The organism is Dictyobacter arantiisoli (genome assembly GCF_008326305.1).
Taxonomy (GTDB): Bacteria; Chloroflexota; Ktedonobacteria; order Ktedonobacterales; family Ktedonobacteraceae; genus Dictyobacter; species Dictyobacter arantiisoli.
On the sequence record NZ_BIXY01000003.1, the window covers coordinates 97,469 to 116,302 of the forward strand.

At 49.5% G+C, this 18,834-nt stretch carries 12 protein-coding genes and 2 tRNA genes; 7 read left to right on the forward strand and 7 right to left on the reverse strand.

Translation table 11 applies throughout. The features are described from left to right. The first annotated feature begins 264 nt into the window (after nt 1–264). Nucleotides 265–633 carry a hypothetical protein gene (locus F1593_RS02040; protein ID WP_149399838.1) on the forward strand — a complete coding sequence of 123 codons (369 nt, stop codon included), beginning with the start codon at nt 265–267 and terminating at the stop codon, nt 631–633. A gap of 110 nt (nt 634–743) precedes the next feature. Here F1593_RS02040 and F1593_RS02045 read toward each other — a convergent pair whose 3' ends face one another. The 4 genes from F1593_RS02045 to F1593_RS02060 form a co-directional block, all read right to left on the reverse strand. Next, nucleotides 744–1,316, reverse strand: coding sequence for a Uma2 family endonuclease (locus F1593_RS02045; RefSeq protein WP_172631790.1), 573 nt, complete (start codon nt 1,314–1,316; stop codon nt 744–746). A 554-nt stretch (nt 1,317–1,870) separates the two neighbouring features. Continuing rightward, nucleotides 1,871–1,944, reverse strand: a tRNA-Val gene (locus F1593_RS02050). Nucleotides 1,945–2,010: 66 nt separating this feature from the next. Next, a tRNA-Leu gene (locus tag F1593_RS02055) sits at nt 2,011–2,090 on the reverse strand. A 100-nt stretch (nt 2,091–2,190) separates the two neighbouring features. After that, on the reverse strand, nt 2,191–3,369 hold the full coding sequence (locus tag F1593_RS02060; RefSeq protein WP_172631791.1) for a glucosaminidase domain-containing protein: 1,179 nt from the start codon (nt 3,367–3,369) through the stop codon (nt 2,191–2,193). Nucleotides 3,370–3,861: 492 nt separating this feature from the next. On the opposite strand from F1593_RS02060, the gene F1593_RS02065 reads away from it, so the two are divergent. From F1593_RS02065 to F1593_RS02080, 4 genes are all read left to right on the forward strand, one after another. Next, a complete protein-coding gene (locus tag F1593_RS02065; protein WP_268906999.1) occupies nt 3,862–6,144 on the forward strand; it encodes a serine/threonine protein kinase in 2,283 nt (760 codons plus the stop codon). 15 nt (nt 6,145–6,159) lie between these two features. Further along, nucleotides 6,160–7,101, forward strand: a complete 942-nt coding sequence (gene miaA, locus F1593_RS02070) for a tRNA (adenosine(37)-N6)-dimethylallyltransferase MiaA (RefSeq protein ID WP_149399846.1) — start codon at nt 6,160–6,162, stop codon at nt 7,099–7,101. Nucleotides 7,102–7,246: 145 nt separating this feature from the next. Further along, a complete protein-coding gene (locus F1593_RS02075) occupies nt 7,247–7,525 on the forward strand; it encodes an Lrp/AsnC family transcriptional regulator (protein ID WP_149399848.1) in 279 nt (92 codons plus the stop codon). A 19-nt stretch (nt 7,526–7,544) separates the two neighbouring features. Then, a complete protein-coding gene (locus F1593_RS02080; RefSeq protein ID WP_149399850.1) occupies nt 7,545–8,111 on the forward strand; it encodes a GNAT family N-acetyltransferase in 567 nt (188 codons plus the stop codon). Between the two features lie 185 nt (nt 8,112–8,296). Here the strand turns inward: F1593_RS02080 and F1593_RS02085 are convergent, their stop codons facing one another. The 3 genes from F1593_RS02085 to F1593_RS02095 all read right to left on the reverse strand — a co-directional run bounded on the left by F1593_RS02085 (nt 8,297) and on the right by F1593_RS02095 (nt 14,959). Continuing rightward, the gene (locus tag F1593_RS02085) at nt 8,297–10,591 is read right to left on the reverse strand and encodes a transglycosylase domain-containing protein (protein WP_149399852.1); all 2,295 of its coding nucleotides are present in this window, start codon (nt 10,589–10,591) and stop codon (nt 8,297–8,299) included. A 663-nt stretch (nt 10,592–11,254) separates the two neighbouring features. Next, nucleotides 11,255–14,092 carry a transglycosylase domain-containing protein gene (locus tag F1593_RS02090; protein WP_149399854.1) on the reverse strand — a complete coding sequence of 946 codons (2,838 nt, stop codon included), beginning with the start codon at nt 14,090–14,092 and terminating at the stop codon, nt 11,255–11,257. Between the two features lie 231 nt (nt 14,093–14,323). Beyond that, the gene (locus F1593_RS02095; RefSeq protein ID WP_149399856.1) at nt 14,324–14,959 is read right to left on the reverse strand and encodes a MerR family transcriptional regulator; all 636 of its coding nucleotides are present in this window, start codon (nt 14,957–14,959) and stop codon (nt 14,324–14,326) included. A gap of 614 nt (nt 14,960–15,573) precedes the next feature. Here F1593_RS02095 and F1593_RS02100 point away from each other — a divergent pair. Then, the gene (locus F1593_RS02100) at nt 15,574–17,382 is read left to right on the forward strand and encodes a M3 family oligoendopeptidase (protein WP_149399859.1); all 1,809 of its coding nucleotides are present in this window, start codon (nt 15,574–15,576) and stop codon (nt 17,380–17,382) included. A 215-nt stretch (nt 17,383–17,597) separates the two neighbouring features. Further along, entirely contained in the window at nt 17,598–18,788 is a 1,191-nt protein-coding gene (locus F1593_RS02105; protein WP_149399861.1) for an FIST signal transduction protein, read from the forward strand. The last annotated feature ends 46 nt before the right edge of the window (nt 18,789–18,834 follow it).

Below are 18,834 nucleotides of genomic sequence, written 5' to 3' on the forward strand. Positions count from 1 at the left end.
GCTGAAGGCGGTAACGGGAGGGAATGAGGAACAGGGTTTTCCAATGAGCAGGATGCCAAATCCAACGCCTGTTTCATTGATTTGTAGCCTCGTCTCCACGTGTGAGAACTGGAAGATCTTGGAACGAGGGGTTATTGATTGGATTATTTACATATGATGTACTATAATACAACATGTATCGACGAAGATCATCGTAGCGGTTGAAACCCGGATGCCATACTGAATGGACAGTTATGCCAGCATCAACGAGAAGGGGAATAAACAATGTACTCATTGGCTGTAAATATGTCTGCGGCCCAGATTGCCCAGGTGCGCCTGACCATGGTCATCGTTTTTGTGATCATAAGCATCATCTGTGAAGGTTGTTGCATCTACTTTGTACCCAAACTGGCCTTCTTAAACAAGCTACAGCGCAGACCCCGACACTGGTATCAGCAACCTCTCTACTGGTATCTCCCCGGCCTGCTCTTCTTAATTCTATCCAACATCTTTGACATATTGATAATTACTAATAAATTGTATAAAGAATATGCTATCTTTTCGCTATTGTTTACCTTCTTAATTATCAGCTTCGGCCTATTTTATGCCAGCATGTTACTGCTCAACCGCCGCATCCACACTATAAAGCTGTAGTATCTGATGGATCGTGCCAACTGTTTACCGAACAACGCTCTATGTGAGTACCTGAACGGGGTCGTCCGGGTGCTCTTCATTTTATACTGGCGCTAGCATTCATAACGTGTTCAATCCTCCAATTCCAGATACACTTTGTGATAAATATCCCGCACCAATAACGTTGTATCTATGCTCGTAAGCTCTACCACATCATCCTCATCCGCATAAAGAAAGTGCTCCCACTTAGAAATGCCAGAGCGATGATGATGCTCAACGAAGTGCTTACGCGAATCTACAAACACAATTTCCTGCACCGTAGGATGCTGCTGATAGGCTAAAAGCTTCTCGCCTCGATCGATCTTCTCCGTAGAAGGCGAGTGTACCTCCACGATAACCGCAGGAGCTTCAATCGACTTTTTGCGCTTCCTATCTTCTAGATCGCAAGAGATAGAGACATCAGGATAGTAAATACGCTTCTGGGAGAATTCTACGGCTACATCGGAGCCATACACATTGCAACTGGTTGCATATAAAGCGCGATCAAGCAAACCAGCAATCCTGGCTGCAATCTGGGCATGGGCAGGAGAACCCCCGGTCATCATACGAATGTCGCCATCCACATATTCATATTTTTGATCCGGCAAGTTTGCTGCAATGTGCCAATACTCATCCAGGCTATAGAAGTGCTGTGGATCGAACATAACTGGCATCCTTTCACTACCACCAACATCATAACTTCACCCATTCAATGTACCCCGCTTTGCCCCGAAAAGCAACAAGCAAACACCCATTAACTGAATGAAGAAGCCCGGTGATGCTGGACTATGGATTATTGATCACCTGCACTGTAGTAGTTCGCGCCTGACAAAAGAGTTTGTCCGCAAGCAGTTAACAATAAGCAGAAGGCGATGTATAAAAAAACAGCTTTAATATAGTGGTGAGGCTTATATTTTTCCATATTGTCTTACCTATTTCCTATCTTAAGTATTAAGATCAACTATTTTACATTTTAATTGATGAATATAGGTTTGAGCAAGACATAGAATGTGAAATATTTAACACTAATTCTGTGAGGAAGATCACTATATTGTAGGGATAACACATGAAATCAAAAATAGGAGCAAGCTATTGTAATAGCGAGTCAGAAAGCAATGAGCGCGGCTGCTTTACACGCAGTAGGTCCGGGGATAGCAAAAAGCCCATCCATAGCTTTGGTGCTTGCTTGCTATGAATGGGCTTCGGAAGTGCTTTGAGGTGGGCGATTAGGGATTCGAACCCCAGACCTACTGCGTGTAAAGCAGCCGCTCTAACCAGCTGAGCTAATCGCCCTCTTTGTGTCTCTGTTTTGTAAAAATTGGCATCTGATTTGATTGCTCTTTTCAGATGCCATCTTAATGCCCTCGAGTGGACTCGAACCACCACGCCTCTCGGCACAGCCCCTCAAGCTGCTGCGTATACCATTCCGCCACGAGGGCATGTCCTTCTGGACTACGCGGATTATCATACACCGCTGACGCTACTTTGTCAACAGGTTTTTTGACTTTTTTTCTCTGTATTTCAATATCTTCCTAAAACTCATCTATGCTCTCTTCCTCCAATCTCGATCAAAATTGGCAGCAAGGGAGTTAGAGGAACGTTTCCCAGGTGGGCGAGTATGGGGGTCGGAGGGACGGCGACGAGTGCTTCGGTGATCGTGTGGTATTCGGAGTAATCGGGATATTCTGGCAGGCTGGCTATGCTTCTCACGCTATGGCTATCGGTTTGTGCTTGCTTGCTGCGTTGCTTTATAAGCTGACGGATGCGTTTACTTCCCAGCAGGAGCAGGATGACGGCGGCCAGGATAAAGCATCCTGCGCTTCCCCGTTCCAGCCATTGCTTTTCCGTCATGTTACCGATCATGTTCATGTGATCAGTAATGTCTGTCCGCTTGTTTTCACCCTTTTCATATAGCTTTATTCCTGTGACAGGTAGCGTCATGATCCTCTGATGAGTTGTGCTATCAGGAGCGGTTCGTGCCAGCCAGCCCGAATGATGATGCGTCTGAACCTCGATCCCGCTTTGATGCCAGCCCTGTTCATGTCCCAGGGGAACATAGCTGCGTAGCTGTGGTGTTGGATCTGGTGTGGGTGCGGGGGAAGGAGAAGGATTGGGTATTATGGTGGAATTTGTACTGGCCGGCGCGGTTACCGGGGCTGCATAGCGATATTGTGCCATCAGGCTGGAGACTTTATAGGCCCAGTCATCTGCACCTGATGTCCCGACATACGTACTGCTGATGCCATAGACGGTGACCGCTCCTCGTCCTATATAGCTGTTTTGGAGGAGTTGAAACCAGGTAGGGATAGCTACAGCATAGGAAGGATAGATGGTGTAGCCGCTATAGTCACCGGGATAAATCGTGCTGCCACGCACGCTGCCGGGATTGCGATCAGTGCGTCCGACGCCGGCCTCACCATCGTTAGTTTCGGCCCACCAGACGGCGAGGGCAAAAGCATCATCTATATGGGTGGCACGGGATGCCTGTTCAACAATGCTACCTGTGCCTGTCATGGGACTGCCAACGTGGGCGAAAATATGATCTACCGTCGTTGCCGATAGGCTGGTGGTTCCAATTACGGTTATATCCGCTGCTCTACTGCTTTCTTGCTTCTGCCAGCACAGGACTAGCAGGCCTCCCGTTATCATGAGCAAGGAGCTGAGCATCAGAAGTAGACGGGTTGGCTGCGAACGGCATACTTTTATCTGGCTTGTCATACAAAAAAATACCATCCTGTCTCTTGTACTAATGTTTGCTAGTGACAGTATAAACAGATGCATGAAATTTTCTCGGTAGAAGCTCGTATTGCTTCCTTTCAACACGTTCTATGGTATGAATATCAAATAAAGTATTTCCTGGTACTTGCAGAGAAAAAAATCCTGATGCATTCTGGTTTGTATAACATTTGTACTATTTTACCCCCGTAGTACTACTCATATTGGCTTAGCCATGCGTTTTACATATGGACAATAAAATACGTCAAAATAGGTGTACGATCCTACGAGGAAGTCGTCAGTCAGATTTGAAAAATGGAATATGTGATAGGTCATTGAAGCATAATCCATCTTCCTGATAGGTAGTAGGTCCCGACAGGGTTATGTTATACTGAAGGGCAAATATCGTATCCCGAACAAAAGCTAAGAAAAGATGGGGGGCTCACAATCAGCGGCCGAACGAATAACCCAACCGGTCATCTGGACCGAGGCACCATTCTTCATAAACGCTACCAGCTCCAGAGGGTAATTGGACAAGGTGGCATGGGTGCGGTATATCTAGCGAAGGATCTTAAGGAACAGGGCCAACTCTATGCAGTTAAAGAGATGAGCCTGTCCCTGATCCCGCCGGCTGAGCAGCAACAAACGATCACAAACTTCAAGACTGAGGCGAAAATGTTGTGGTCGTTGAATCATCCGAATCTGCCCTCGGTACGCGGTGTTTTTGCTCAGGGAGAACGCTATTTCCTGGTGATGGAATATGTTGATGGCGCGACACTCGAAGAGTTGTTGGAGCGCAATGGTGGTCCCTTCCCGGAACGACGTGTCCTGGATTGGGCCCGGCAACTATGTGATGTGCTGGCCTATCTGCACAGCCATAGTCCTCCCATCATTTTCCGGGATATGAAGCCGGGCAATATTATGTTGACGCGCAACGGACAAATTAAGTTGATTGACTTTGGTATTGCGCGTTTCTTCCGCCCATCACATGCCCAGGATACCCAGGTTCTGGGCACGCCAGGCTATGCGCCGCCAGAGCAGTACGGGAAGGCGCAGACAGACGTGCGCTCCGATATCTATGCCCTGGCAATGACACTCTTCCATTTGTTGACCAATACCCTATCGGATGATGGCTTTGGATTGGAAAACGTACGTGCCATCAATCCACGTATCTCTCCGATGGTGGCACGGGCACTGGAGAAGGCGTCAAGCATCAAGCCAAGCGAACGCTATGAGAGTGTGGATCTGTTTCGGCATGCGTTACTGGGCGTAGGGACGTTTGGTTTCGCGAGCGGTGAGGTAGCTTCAATCCCCGAAGAACTGGCAACGCTGTGCGCACGCTATCCAGAAGAGGCGGGCGAGTATCTTGTAGATAATGAAATCGAATCCTGGCTGCTCGATCTGGGCGAGGATGAGTTGTCGGAGATGGCCGGTCAGCTCGCCCGTACGGTAGTCGATCCAGTGGATGCGATTGAGCAGTTTGTAGAATCAGTGCTCTTCAATAAATCGGGGAATGCACGCTACAATGCATCTTCTCCTCTCAATTCAAATAGTAGTGCCAGCACAGTGAATGTACAGGTGCGCAATGCCGCACGCTATCATACGCCTCCGCCACTCACCCAATCCAACCGACTGCGCCTGACACCGAAGCGGAATGTGCCGGTCCCTGTCAGTCCACGTGTGCTCGATTTTGGTACGGTCTATCCTGGTATCTCAGCACCATTGAAGATTACCATTGGAGACCCATCTGGTTTGTCTGTGCGCGGCACGGTCCATACGCCCGATCCCTGGATACAGCTCAGCCAGGTGGAGTTGGATGCCGCAGTAACCGAGATCAGTGTGCGCGTGAATAGCTTGCGGCTTTCGCGTCACAGCCACTATAAGGGCAGTGTCGTGATCAGCCTGGAAGGCAATACGCGTGGGGATATCGTGGTGACGGTGGAGGCTGAGGTGCAGGGCTTTGTCGTGCGCAATAAGCGCCATCCCGGCCGTACCAATGGCGCGGATCTGGATTACTATGATGATGATGAGTTTGATAGTGAGGGAGCCATCCCGGTCGTGAATACGACGTCGCTGGGACAGCTCATGACCCCGCCTTCGCTGACTCAAAAGCATGGTAAGGATCTGGATAAATATGGCACACCCTACATGGATGATTGGCAACTCAATCCACTGGGAAGGACGGTGCGTAAATGGCAACGCCTGGCCTTTACGTGGGTGAGTGCTTTTATGACCGCCAGTCTGGGGTATACCTGGTTGACGGGCTTACGCCCTGTTCCACTCACGCCTGCACCCTCTTTTCTCTGGGTCCTCTTTATCATGATTCCTACGGCGGTGGGTGGTGCCCTGGTGCTGCAACATGAAAAGCGTTGGCGTAGCTCTGATACGTATAATCGTACGCTTACCGGTCTGGTCAGTACGTTAGTAATTGTGAGTATGGCGGAACTGATCTGGAAATTGACTGCGGCACACATAGTGTTGGGCTGGATTCAGTTGATGGTAATGCTGGTGGCGGCTGCGACAGGTGCTACGCTGGGTGTATATCAGACTCCCAGCCGTAAAATGTTGACGACGACGAAGCTGATAAAGAGAAGAACCCATCAGCCGCGCTGGACGATGCTCTTTTTTGCGGTCCTGCTGGGTGGCATCTTTGGTTGGCTGCTGGCACTGAGCTTTTCCTTCAATCTCTTTACAGTGTCTGGTATGCTGTTAGCTATAGGTATTATGGTGGGGTTGGTGGAGCGCGTTGATTATCTGGTTAGATACAGACGTTTGTAAAGGGTTTGGTTTGCAGTGGGGAATAAAACAGGTGAACAGCCGGATTTGATAGTCGTTCTGGGTCCGACTGCTTCGGGAAAAAGTGCATTGGGCATTACGCTGGCGCAACGCTTCGCGGGCGAGATCGTCTCTGCCGATTCGCGTCAGGTATATCGAGGATTGGATATTGGGACGGCCAAGGTTACGCCGGTCGAGCAGGCTTTAATACCACATCATTTGTTGGATATTGTGGAACCACTGGAGATATATGGCGTTGCACAATTCCAACAGGATGCGGTTGCCGCGATTGATATGATTATTCAAGGTGGACGCCTCCCGCTACTGGTGGGCGGCTCGTACCACTATATTCAGACTGTCATCAATCATTTCGATATTCCGGCCGTTCCGCCTCAACTTGAACTGCGTGCGCGTCTGGAAGCTCTCCCTTTGCCACAATTGCTGGCGCAACTGGAGGAATTAGATCCCCAGAGTATGAAGACGATTGATCAGCAAAATCCTCGGCGGGTGATCAGGGCATTAGAGGTATGCCTGGTGACAGGGCAGCCTTTCTCGCAGCAGCGTGGCATCTCCCATCCTCTCTATCGTTGCCTGTTATTAGGCATTCAATGGCCGCGTCCTTTTCTTTATCAACGTATCGATAGTCGGATTGATGAACGGATGCAGGCGGGATTGGTTGAGGAAGTCCAGACGCTGCTGGAGCGTGGTATCAGTCATGAGCGCCTGGACGCGTTGGGATTGGAATATCGCTTTGTGAGCCGCTGGCTGCGGGGCGAGTATCCTTCCGAGGCTGAGATGGTGCAACGCTTGAAGTATGCTTCTCATGATTTTACGCGCCGTCAGCTCAGCTGGTTCCGGCGCGAGCCGCGTATCGTCTGGTTGGATGGCGAGGTGGATCTGGTGGCACATGCCACGCAAGCCGTACAGAATTTTTTACAGCCCACTCCCACTCATCCTTAAGTATCAGCGTAAGGTTCGTCAAACCGCATGGCAAAGGGCTCGGTCCTTCCATTTAAGCTGACACTTGCCTGTAAAACATATGCGATATAATATTAATCGTCTGGTCACTCTCTAAAACGTAGTTTGTATGAAAGGGAATAATACAATGGTAACCGCACTCGTTTTGATCAATGTGCAACGTGGAACCGTGAATGAAACGGCGGAACGTTTGCTTGAATTGGATGGTGTCTCGGAAGTGTATTCCGTCACCGGTCAGTATGATCTGGTTGCCATGTTGCGCTTCCAGCATTATGAAGATCTTGCCAGTGTGGTGACAGATCATATGCTCAAGCTCTCCTCAATTACCCAGACACATACATTGATGGGCTTCAAATGCTTTTCCCGTGCTGATTTACAGCAGGCCTGGGATCTCGGAGTTGAATAAACAGAATTGACAGAAATGTATGATTTTAACAACTGAACGCCTGGAAATTCGAGATTTTGAAGAGCGCGATTGGAAACCAACCTTAGAATATCAATCCGATCCCGATTTTTTGCACTTTAATCCCTGGACGCATCGTACAGAGGCCGATGTGCGTTCGTTGGTGCGTATGTTCATCAATTGGGGTCGAGAACGTCCGCGCAGAAAGTTCCAACTGGCTATCATTTTAAAGAGTGAGCGGCGGCTGATTGGGAATTGTGGCTTGCGTATGAGCTATGCGCAGGAAGGGATTGCCGATCTTGGCTATGAATTGGATCGACACTACTGGGGGCATGGTTATGCTACTGAAGCTTCACGCGCACTCTTGCAGTTTGGCTTTGAACAACTGCACCTTCATCGCATCTGGGCCTACTGCCTCTCCGAGAACGTTGCCTCGGCACATGTGCTAGAAAAGATCGGCATGCGCTTCGAAGGCGCGCAACTTGAGAGTGAATGGATGAAGGAACGTTGGTGGAACACGCTCTTCTATGCCATGCTGGAACGAGAGTGGCTCTCCCTCTGTGGAGAAGCGCCAGCAAAAATCTCATAATTCTGTCTATCATTCACAATAATATACACCAGCACCAGCCTGCGACTCTCATCTTCATAATGAGGGTCGCAGGCTGGTGCTCTGTCAGACTTGTTCTGAAAAGCAGAATTGTTAGGGGTTGCATCTTTAACCCGAGTTCCAGGGCTGTGCCCTGGTCTTCTCCCATCCTGCCGCAGGCAACAACATTATTTAATGTGCCAATCAGTGGTAGTTTTGCCTGGATAGGCGACGCTTTTCTTGATCAGATCTTGAGGTGGAGCAGGGAAGGATCGAATTGGATGCCCTTGCTCTACCGCCATCATTGTGTCGTGCCAGATAGGACCAGCGCCATCGACACCGGTGACATTGACCATCGGTGAGTTGTCGTTGTTGCCTGCCCAGACACCAACGGTATAGTCGGTTGTATAGCCCATGGTCCAGTTATCGCGGAAGTCATTGGAGGTACCTGTTTTGGCTGCTGAGACGCGGATAGGGCCTGGATAACTGGCATAACATTGGTTCATGGTGTTGGTATAGAGTACCAGCGAGCTACATTTACCGAATTCGAAGGTACGCGAATCGTTGTCGCTCAGTACGTCGGTAATCATGAAGGCTGCTTCTTTACTCAATACACGTACCCCTTTGGGTGCGACTTTCAGAATTATATTGCCATCTTGATCCTTGATGGTATTGATGGCATGTGGCTGAATATGAATGCCTCCATTGGCGAAGGTGGCGTAACCGGCAGTGTTATCAATCAGGCGCACGCTCAATGAACCCAGCACCATGGTATAGTTGGGAATACCCTCATAATGGGTAATACCCATTTTTTGTGCTACCGCGAGTGCTTTATCAACACCAGTCTGCATTAATAGTTTCACCGCTGGAATGTTGAACGAGTTCTGCAATGCATAGCGGTATGTGACCCAACCATGATACATCTGGTCATAGTTATGAGGTGAATAAGAGGGCAGACCGCAGCACATCTGTACCGTTAAAGGACCATCCATGACGGTGGCACCCGGACTGGTGCCATCCTGGAAGGCGGTCGCATAGATGTAGGGCTTGAAGGAAGATCCCGGTTGGCGATAGCCTTGCGAGGCCACATCAAAGTCACCATAGCGTGGATTGTTGGGATCGATATTGCCGACCAGCGTAAGAATGTCTCCTGTATGCTGATTGAGTACTACAACGGCTGCATCAGACATATGGTGTAAGCTAGACATCTCGGCAATATGTTTCTGCGCGGACTGCAGAGCGCGATTTTGCAGGGCCAGATCGAGCGTTGTGCTGACAACCGTGCCTGTGCGTGAGAGATCCGTTACCTTGAGATGTAGATCGTTAGCGAGTTCGCGTAGCGTATAGTTGACGAAATGAGGGGCCAGGCGGTTGTTAATAATGCCGGGTTTGAAGAAGCCTGGATTTTGTGCCTCCTCAATGGCGTGCGCACGCTCTTGCGCCGTGATATAGCCTTGCGCGTACATCTGTTGCAGCACCTCTTCCATGCGCGTCGCGGCCGCTTTGGGATGCAGGAAAGGATCACGTGCAATGGGTGAACTGGGTATCCCTGCCAGCATGGCTGCCTGAGCGATATCTAATTGTTCCGCGCCTGTCTGGGTAGGCGTATCTTTCAAGTCATAGTACTTAAATGCTGCTGCCTCCGCGCCATAAGCCTGTTCACCATAATAGGTCGTATTCAGATACATGCCCAGGATCTGATCTTTGGTGTAGTAGCGAGAGATCTCGGGTGCCAGAATAATCTCTTGTAACTTACGCAACATCGTCGTGTGGTTGCCGACAATAGCGTTTTTGATCAGTTGTTGTGTAATCGTGCTCCCACCTGCCACCACCTTTTTGCTGCTAAGATTAGAAATCGCCGCGCGTACGATTCCGCTGATATCATAACCAGGATTTTTATAGAAGTATTGATCCTCGATGGAGATTTCAGCATGGATCAATTGTGGTGAAATCTTATCCAGAGGTTCGCTGACCTGCATGCCGTCATCGATAGCTTCATAAATGAGATCTCCATTGGCATCGTAGATCCTGGTGCTATCTTTAGGCAAGATATCTTGCAGCGTGACAATCCTGGTACCAAATTTCTGCTGCGTGGCATTCACAAAACCTATTACAGTAACAAAGATCAGCATCCCCGCCAGAAAGACCGAGAGTACACTGGCTGCCAGAGGAATCAAGGTGTGTGTGCTGATACGCTCTGTTGTCGCGATGGCAGTGAATGTCTGGCGCAGATTGCGGCGTTTGATATGTCTTCTGGTGCGCCATCCTGTTTTTTGTGCCAGGTGGTGTGGCACTGCATAGAAATAGCCGGGTACAGCATGCTCAGGAATATCATTGAGTCGTTGAGCAACAGCTGCCTGAGTATGGGTTGGCATTTTCGCGGGAATACGGCCCTGAGTTGTCCGCTCTCCCTCGGTAAGAACTATCTCTGAGGCTTCCTCGGACTTTGAAGAGGGCTCTCCGATATTCTTTTCGGTTTGCATGGCCGAAACCTCTTTCTACATTCTATGTGTAGTAATGAATACGCTACTTGTCGTGCATACCTCGAACGTGGCGCAACATACTCTCCATACGATCCTGGCTCTGGCGAGAAGATCTTTTTCGCCGATGCTGAAGAGTGGCGGCACGTGCTGTATCTTATGTTCTACTCCGCGCTGATGGTTGTGGTGGACACAGGTACATCCATAGTGAAGCACAGCGGCACCTTGCGGATCGGATTCTTGAATTTCTGTGCATATATAGAATAATGCAGCGATGGAGTATTTCCATAAATGAAAGGATGAAATCTACTGAGGTCTATATATGCTCTGCTTCGATGCGCCCTGGCTGTGATCTTCATGCTCCTGTCTGCCTGCATAACACCATGTTATGTCTCAATATTACATTAAATGGCATTCCCTGCTAATTAGATGAGCTTTCCTTATAAGCAGGTATCTGTACATAGTAACGCTGTAAACGAAGAGATGGTAACTCGTCCATAAAAGAACGATTCTTCTGTGAGAGGAGTGTATGTGAGGAGAAGATCGATAAATAGTTATGTCAAGTTGCCGACTTCTGCCGGAGGTTGTGCTGTAAATTTTATCTCAAACGGACAGCATGGGAGCCCTGTGACTCTCTTTCATCTTGCCCGTTTGAGGATAGATCTATTACCACCAGCCACGATTGAAATCGTCGAAGTGGGGGGCTGAGAAAGCAAAGTTAAAGTTTGAGCAATAGGGATGACTGCTATTATATTCCTGTCCTGTGATCGGGGTTGTCTTTGGCTGATTGGTTGTGTTTTTTGTGGCTGTACTGTTCGTTACTGGTGTGCCTGCTTTAGCAGAGACAGGATAATGTCCTGGTAAATACCAATCGGTGCTCCGGACGCCATTGGGGTCTGTGATCTCGCTACGTTCTAATCCTCCTGGATTGACGAAATCTTTGATAGGATGTCCCTCTTCGGCGGTCAGCATCGAATCGTGCCAGATAGGTGCGGCCCCCTGTACGCCAGTGACATCAATCATTGGCGTATTATTATCATTGCCCGCCCAGACGCCCATCACAAAATCACTACTATAGCCCATGGTCCAGTTATCGCGGAAGTCGTTAGTGGTACCTGTTTTAGCGGCGGCTGGACGGACCTCGCCACGATTCCCAGCATAGCATTGATTCTCCGAATTGCTATAGAGTTGGAGAGGATTACAGTCCAGGAACTCTGGTAGCCGCGAGTCATTATCACTGAGGATATTCGTCATCATATAGGCAACCTGTGGGGAAATGGTCTGAGGACCTGTCTGATCCTGATGGGTCATGGTTTTATGGGTATAGGTGTTAACGACCCTGGTAATTGCATAGGGCTCAAGGCGTTTCCCATTATTGCCAAACGCCCCAAAGGCCGTGGTATGTTCCAGGAGACTGACATCCAGTCCACCGAGCACCATCGAGTAGCCCGCATAGCCTTTGGTATGCACAATACCCATTTCTTTGGCGGTCTGAAGCGCATTATTGATACCCACATGCTGCAGAGTTTTGACGGCTGGAATGTTCAGTGAGTTCTGTAAGGCGCAGCGCAACGTGAGTTGTCCATGATAGTGCTTGTCATAGTTCTCTGGTGCGTAGGTAGCTGGTTTAGAGCCCGGCGGCAATACAATGGTCAGTGGGCCATCATCAATGCCCTGTGCTGGTGAATAGCCCTGTGAGAGGGCTGTGGCATAGACATAGGGTTTAAACGAGGAACCTGGCTGACGATAACCCATCGTCGCGACATCAAATTTTCCATCAATCACCGTGTTATTATAATCAAGGCTGCCCAATAACGAGATAATCGCCCCGGTATGGTCATCCATGAGCACCTCAGCCGCATTGGTGATATTATGTCCCGCCAGTTCCGCAATATGTCCCTGCATAATCTTTTGAATCTTATTCTGCAAGGTAATATTGAGGGTGGTATACACCGCCAATCCTGAGCGCGATAACCGCTGACGAGTCAGATGGTATTGCTGCTCCAGTTGGTTGATCACATATTGTGTAAAATGCGGAGCAAGGTCGACCAGGTTGGAAGGACCTTTAAAGAAATTAGGTTTTTGGGCCTCCTGGATAGCCTCCTGAGCCTGTGCGTGGGTGATGTATCCCTGACGTTGCATCAAATTCAGCACCGAGAGGAAGCGGTTAAAGGTCGTTTGTGGATGCAGGTCTGGATCATATAGCGAAGGTGAGCTGGGAATACCCGCCAGCATTGCTGATTGGGCCAGATCTAATTGTGAGGAAGCTGGCTTATCGGGTTTATCCTCCAGTCCAAAATACATGTTGGCTGCGGCATCGATACCATATGCCTGCTTCCCATAATAAATGGTATCCAGATACATCTCCATGATCTCTTTTTTCTGATAGAGGGCGTTAATCTCCGGTGTCAGCATCACTTCCTGTAATTTACGCATGATATTAGTTTCATTGCCAACGACCAGATTTTTGATCAACTGCTGGGTAATCGTGCTTCCGCCAGCCACTACGCGGCCGTGTTGAAGATCCTGGATGGCTGCTTCAATAATACGCACGATATCCACTCCCGAGTTCTTCCAGAAGTTTTTGTCTTCAGTGGTGACCGTGGCATTGATGAGGTTTGGTGCAATCTGTGTAAGTGGGACCGTGGTATGCAATCCTTGATCCGTCATTTGTGACAGGAGAGTGCCGCTACTATCGTATATTTTGAGATTATCACGTGGAGTCAGGTCGTGGAGTGAAGTGAGCCGCTTTTGATATTCAAGCGTGGTGTCATGATAGAAACGATAGGTGACATAGGAGCCTGCGCTCGTAATTGAGAGAGCCAGAAGAGCCAGAACGGTCACAATACTTAATCCAGTGAGCATCAGGTGTCTGAAGACATGCTGTGAACGTATGCGCTTGTTACGACGCTGTCTGCGTGTAAAACGCTGTAAGAATATGCTATGCCTTTTTCTCTCCTTTAGTAACTCACGAGTACCTCTAGAGCGTGCTGAGCGCATTGGTAATGGATAAGCAGTACTATTACGTACCGGATGCTCTAGAGCCGACCTGAGGTCTCTCATGGCGCTGGATGGCGGGTGGGTCTGGTTGTGGGGTGTGCCATTTGTCACATTGGAGGGGTATGTATCACCGTCAATTAAAGGAGATGTTGTTGAGGCGGCTGCCAGACGCTCGCTGCGTTTGCGTTTTTGTTCGAGATAATAGCGTGCGCGCTCTATGCGCTTCTGGCGTGTCGGCGTCAGCCTGGTCTGTATGTCGTTATGTGCATATGGGACGATTTGCCAGTGATGCGTTGCGTCTGCTGATGGTGCTGTTGATGGAGGTGGCGTGTTGGGATTCTCCGGATGCTCGGCATGATGTGGCTGTTCATCGGTGGGTATGCTGTTTGTCTTCGAGGGCACATCGTCAGAATGTGCTGCTCGGCGGGCAGTAGAGGACTGCTCATGCTGGTAATCTTCGTGGGATGTCTGTTGGTCTTCAGGCTTTTGATATTCCATTGGCATAAGAGATACCCCTTATCTGTCCAAAATATACCTCGCAAAATGACACATATATCTGTATACCTGGAACTATACGCTAGAAAAATGCATAGAGATACACAGGGAAAAGTATCGCGCACGAAAGATTTCTTTGCAGTTGAGCTACTTTTAGCTCAAGCTATTCCAGCGTATTTTGCTTCTCTCCCTAATAGACGTTCCAAACAGGAAAATGTCTCACAACCATACTCATGCCGCTTACTGAGCATTTTGTGCGGCCTCGATCAGCGCCGGGAGAATTTCATTAGTCACAGCTTGTATCTGGTGGAAGCTTTCGATCCAGAGATTATCATGGTCCCGGCCATTACGTATCTCTGCTAATTGCAGGACGCCTTCGTCGATTAAGGTGCGAAAATAGAGGAATGCCCGCACCGCATCTGCCAGCGGTACATGAGAAGATTGTGTCACCGAGCCATAAGTGTGTCCCAGCGTGATTGCCTCATTCTTTAGCTCTTCCTGGGGTGCATCCTCATTGAGGACGCGGAGCACCAGATCCAGTAAGAGACGGCCCAATTGGCGGTACGCATCACGTGCGGCGGTATCGAAGTGTTTATACCAGGGGAATGTATCGAGTGTGCCATCCGTAAAGGCAAAACGTATCCGGCCCAGCACACTCTGAATGAGTAAGAGTGAGGCGGGATCAGTTTTGGGTTCGGCCTCCTGGCGCAGGCGAGCCTCGATATCTGTGCGGCGGAAGCGGCGGTGTCCACCACTGGTGCGGCGCGAAGGTATCTCATTCCGGTCGGCCCATAAACGTACTGTCGCTGGATGCATACCGAGCATCTCAGCGGCCTCGCGTAAGCTTAGCCACTCCTCCCCTATTTGCGATGTCACAGATGATCCCTCCTGAATGAAGCCTGTGCAGACCAAACAGACAATAATAAATGCTGCGTGTGTAGCTTGATTGTATGGAATTACCGCTGCTCCGTCAAGTCTTCATTCTCTCTATCCTCTACATACCATATCGAACTGTCTCGCTAATTGGATAGGCCGTGACACCCAAACCAAATGTATCAGCAGACTTTACGGGTGTATTTCTACTTACATGCGTATTGGTTGGTTTAATACAATATCAAAATGTATTTTGGCTCTCCGTCCTTGCGGGTGAAAGCGGGGTACAGGGGCGGCAGCCCATGACGGAGCGCGAGGTGTCCTCGCAAACTCCTCCTCCTCTCAATCCCCCGGAAGGATAGAGAGCCCCGTTGCCTTTTGATAATATGCTAATTATAGACAAAAAACATGTAGCATTCCCAATGCTTAAAGAGCTTGAAAGAGAACAACTTCCCACCTAATAGCCAGATGTTCTTACTTATACATGAAAAATCGTTGTACATTCTTTTTTTCATGAAAAATATTGGCAGAGTAACGCCAATATTTTTCATCGGGGCTTCTTGCATGCTACAATGCAGACATTACCACTATTTGGATAGAAAAAAGGAGAAAGTCTCGTGACTACGACCCCCTCCCTTCCTCGTTGGAATATGAGTGTCATCTATCCTGGTCTGGACTCGCCAGAGTTTGATCAGGGCTTCGCGGATGTGGTGCACTCAATTCAGATGTTGGGGCAACTCTTCGATACGCATCATATTGAGAAGCAGGATGCACAGCATGTCGAAGAGGCGTTGCAACAGACCTTTGAGACGGTGATTGCACAGTATAATTCCGTCCTGGAAGATGTGCAGACGCTAAGTGTCTATATCAATTGCTTTGTCACGACCAATTCACGGGATGCGTTAGCGCAGGCGCGTGCCAGCGAGCTGCAAAAATATCTGGTGCAGCTCAGCCTGTTGAGTACCCGTTTTACAGCCTGGCTGGGTTCATTGGGTGTCGAGCGTTTGATAGCTGTTTCGCCTGTAGCGGCTGAGCATGCTTATATCCTGCGTCAGGCCAAAATAGAGGTTGCCCATATGATGTCTCCCGCCGAGGAGCGTCTGGCGGCGGAACTGAATTCCAGTAGTGGGCGTGCCTGGTCCAAACTGCATGGCAATATAACCTCTCAACTGGTCGTGTCATTAGAGATAGATGGACAAGTGCAGCAGGTGCCCATGAGTGTGGTGCGCAGTCTGGCATCCAGTACCGATCGTGATCTACGTCAGCGGGCCTACGAGGCTGAACTGGCTGCCTGGAAAGATGCTACCGTTCCTCTGGCAGCGGCCCTTAATAGCATCAAAGGCGAAGTGAACACGCTTGCCACGCATCGCCATTGGGAGTCCGCCCTGGATGAGTCCTTATTCGCTAATAGCATTGATCGTGAAACCTTGCAGGCGATGTTAAGCGCGGCCAAAGCTTCTTTCCCGGCTTTCCGTCGCTATATGCATGCCAAGGCTCAGGCGCTCAATATTCCACGTATGGCCTGGTATGATATCTTTGCTCCTCTCGGTTCCATGAAGCGTAGTTGGGATTTTAAGGATGCCGAGCAGTTTATTGTAGAGCAGTTTGGTACCTATTCCGAGCGTCTCTCGACGTATGCTGCACGGGCCTTTCATGAGCATTGGATTGATGCTGAGCCTCGTCCCGGGAAGCGCGATGGCGCCTATTGTACACCGCTACGTGGAGATGAGTCGCGTGTGTTCGCCAATTTTAAGCCGAATTTTGATGGTGTGACCACCCTGGCACATGAGTTAGGACATGGTTATCACAATGTCAATCTGGCGCGACGCACGGCCTTGCAACGCTCGCTGCCCATGACGCTGGCGGAGACCGCCAGTATCTTCTGTGAGACGATCATCAACCATGCCGCGCTCCAAAAGGCTGATCGCCAGGAGCGCATTGCCATTCTGGAGTCCTCGATTCAAGGCTCCTGTCAGGTGGTGGTCGATATCACCAGCCGCTTCCTGTTTGAGCAGCAGGTCTTTGAGAGCCGTCAGCAGCGTGAGCTTTCCGTAGAAGAGCTGAATGCTTTGATGCTCCAGGCGCAGCGCGATACCTATGGCGATGGATTGGATGAGCAGTCCTTGCATCCCTATATGTGGGCTGTGAAGCAACATTATTACAGTACCGGCCTCTCTTATTACAACTATCCGTACATGTTTGGTCTGTTGTTTGGCCTTGGTCTGTATGCCCAGTATCAGCAAGATCCTGAGACCTTCAAGCAGAACTACGATGATCTCTTGTCATCGACCGGTCTGGCGGATGCCGCGACCCTGGCGGCACGCTTTGGTATCGATCTGCATGCTGAAAGCTTCTGGACGGCAAGTCTGGATATCGTCCGGCAGGAGATTGATACGTTTTGTGAGCTTATCCAGTCAGAAGGTTAAGCGCAACCTTCATTGCAGCCTGGCGGCGTGGTATGCGATACTAACAGGTGACCAGATATAATCTTATGAAACGCGGGCGCAAGCCACGCTTTCTCTCGCATATATGTCGGCGTGTGAAGATACTTGATAAGTGTGGAGAGGCACCGTTGACGAAGCGGTGCCTTTTTACTGTGTCTTTATTTTGAGCTATTGTGTGGGTCGACAGAGGAGTAGCTATGAGTGATCGTGAACCAGCCGCACTGAGTGCGTTAGTCATAGATGAAGATTGGGAACAGGCCCTGGAGCAGGCGCTTGCTCAGGTGAAGGAGATTGAGGCGGATGTGGTGTTCTTATTCGCAAATATCGAGTTTGCGCCATATTATGAAGAGATGCTGCATATTGTACGCGATGAGATGCATGCTCCCATTGTGATTGGTTGTTCGGGACAAGGCATCGTGGGTTCTGACCAGGAACTGGAGGATCTTCCAGCTGTTTCGTTGCTTGCGCTCTCGTTGCCCGATGCTATTTTGCAGCCAGTACGCATTACGCAGGCGATGCTTGAGAAAGCAAAACAACCGGAGCACTTGCGGGCACACCTTGGTTTGCCGCTCGATACCTTGAATGCCTGTTTCATCTTCGCTGATCCTTTTCAGATAGATTGCGAGCGGTTGCTGGCGACCCTGTCAAAAGCTTATCCAGGGATACCGATGATCGGTGGTCTGGCTTCCGGCGATCTGGAAGATCATTATACCTATACCTTTTTAAATGATGATGTATTTGAGGAAGGCGCGGTGGCACTGGCTATCGGGGGGGATTATACGCTCTATCCGTTAGTTTCGCAGGGATGTGATCCGATTGGCGAGCCCTGGACGATTACTAATGTGCTGGATAACGGTCTCATCGATGGGATCTCCAATCGCTCGGCCTATACGATGCTGGTCGAGACGTTACAGACGCTGAGTCCAGAGCTACAGCGCCGTTCGCAGCGCAATCTGGTGGTGGGCCTGGCCGCCGATGAATATCAAGATAGCTATGAGCGCGGTAGTTTTTTGATACGCCAGCTATTTGGGGTAGATCGTCGTACCGGAGCACTGGCTATCAGTGCCTCACCACGTGTGGGCCAGACGATCCAATTTCAGTTGCGGGATGCCACATCGGCTGATTTGGATCTGCATGAGTTGATTGCACAGGCGAAGATTGATCTGGGTGAAAATAAGCCTATCGCTGGTATTCTGTGTACCTGCAATGGGCGTGGGGTCGGTATGTTTGGAGTGCCGGATCATGATGCGGGGGTGATTGCGCGTGAATTGGGTCAGATCCCGCTGGCAGGACTCTTCTCGAATGGAGAGATTGGGCCAGTTCACAAGAATATTTTCTTACATGGCTTTACCGCCAGTATCGGTCTTCTGGTGAAGAAGACATTCTAATCCTCGTTGTTTTGCCAGTCTAATCTCTCCCTATTTGTTTGTGTTC

Bases quoted from the DNA above. Each gene is read 5' to 3' on its own strand.
- F1593_RS02040 (WP_149399838.1), top strand. From the start codon at position 265: ATGTACTCATTGGCTGTAAATATGTCTGCGGCCCAGATTGCCCAGGTG.
- F1593_RS02045 (WP_172631790.1), bottom strand. From the start codon at position 1,316: ATGTTCGATCCACAGCACTTCTATAGCCTGGATGAGTATTGGCACATT.
- F1593_RS02060 (WP_172631791.1), bottom strand. From the start codon at position 3,369: ATGACAAGCCAGATAAAAGTATGCCGTTCGCAGCCAACCCGTCTACTT.
- F1593_RS02075 (WP_149399848.1), top strand. From the start codon at position 7,247: ATGGTAACCGCACTCGTTTTGATCAATGTGCAACGTGGAACCGTGAAT.
- F1593_RS02080 (WP_149399850.1), top strand. From the start codon at position 7,545: ATGATTTTAACAACTGAACGCCTGGAAATTCGAGATTTTGAAGAGCGC.
- F1593_RS02085 (WP_149399852.1), bottom strand. From the start codon at position 10,591: ATGCAAACCGAAAAGAATATCGGAGAGCCCTCTTCAAAGTCCGAGGAA.
- F1593_RS02090 (WP_149399854.1), bottom strand. From the start codon at position 14,092: ATGCCAATGGAATATCAAAAGCCTGAAGACCAACAGACATCCCACGAA.
- F1593_RS02105 (WP_149399861.1), top strand. From the start codon at position 17,598: ATGAGTGATCGTGAACCAGCCGCACTGAGTGCGTTAGTCATAGATGAA.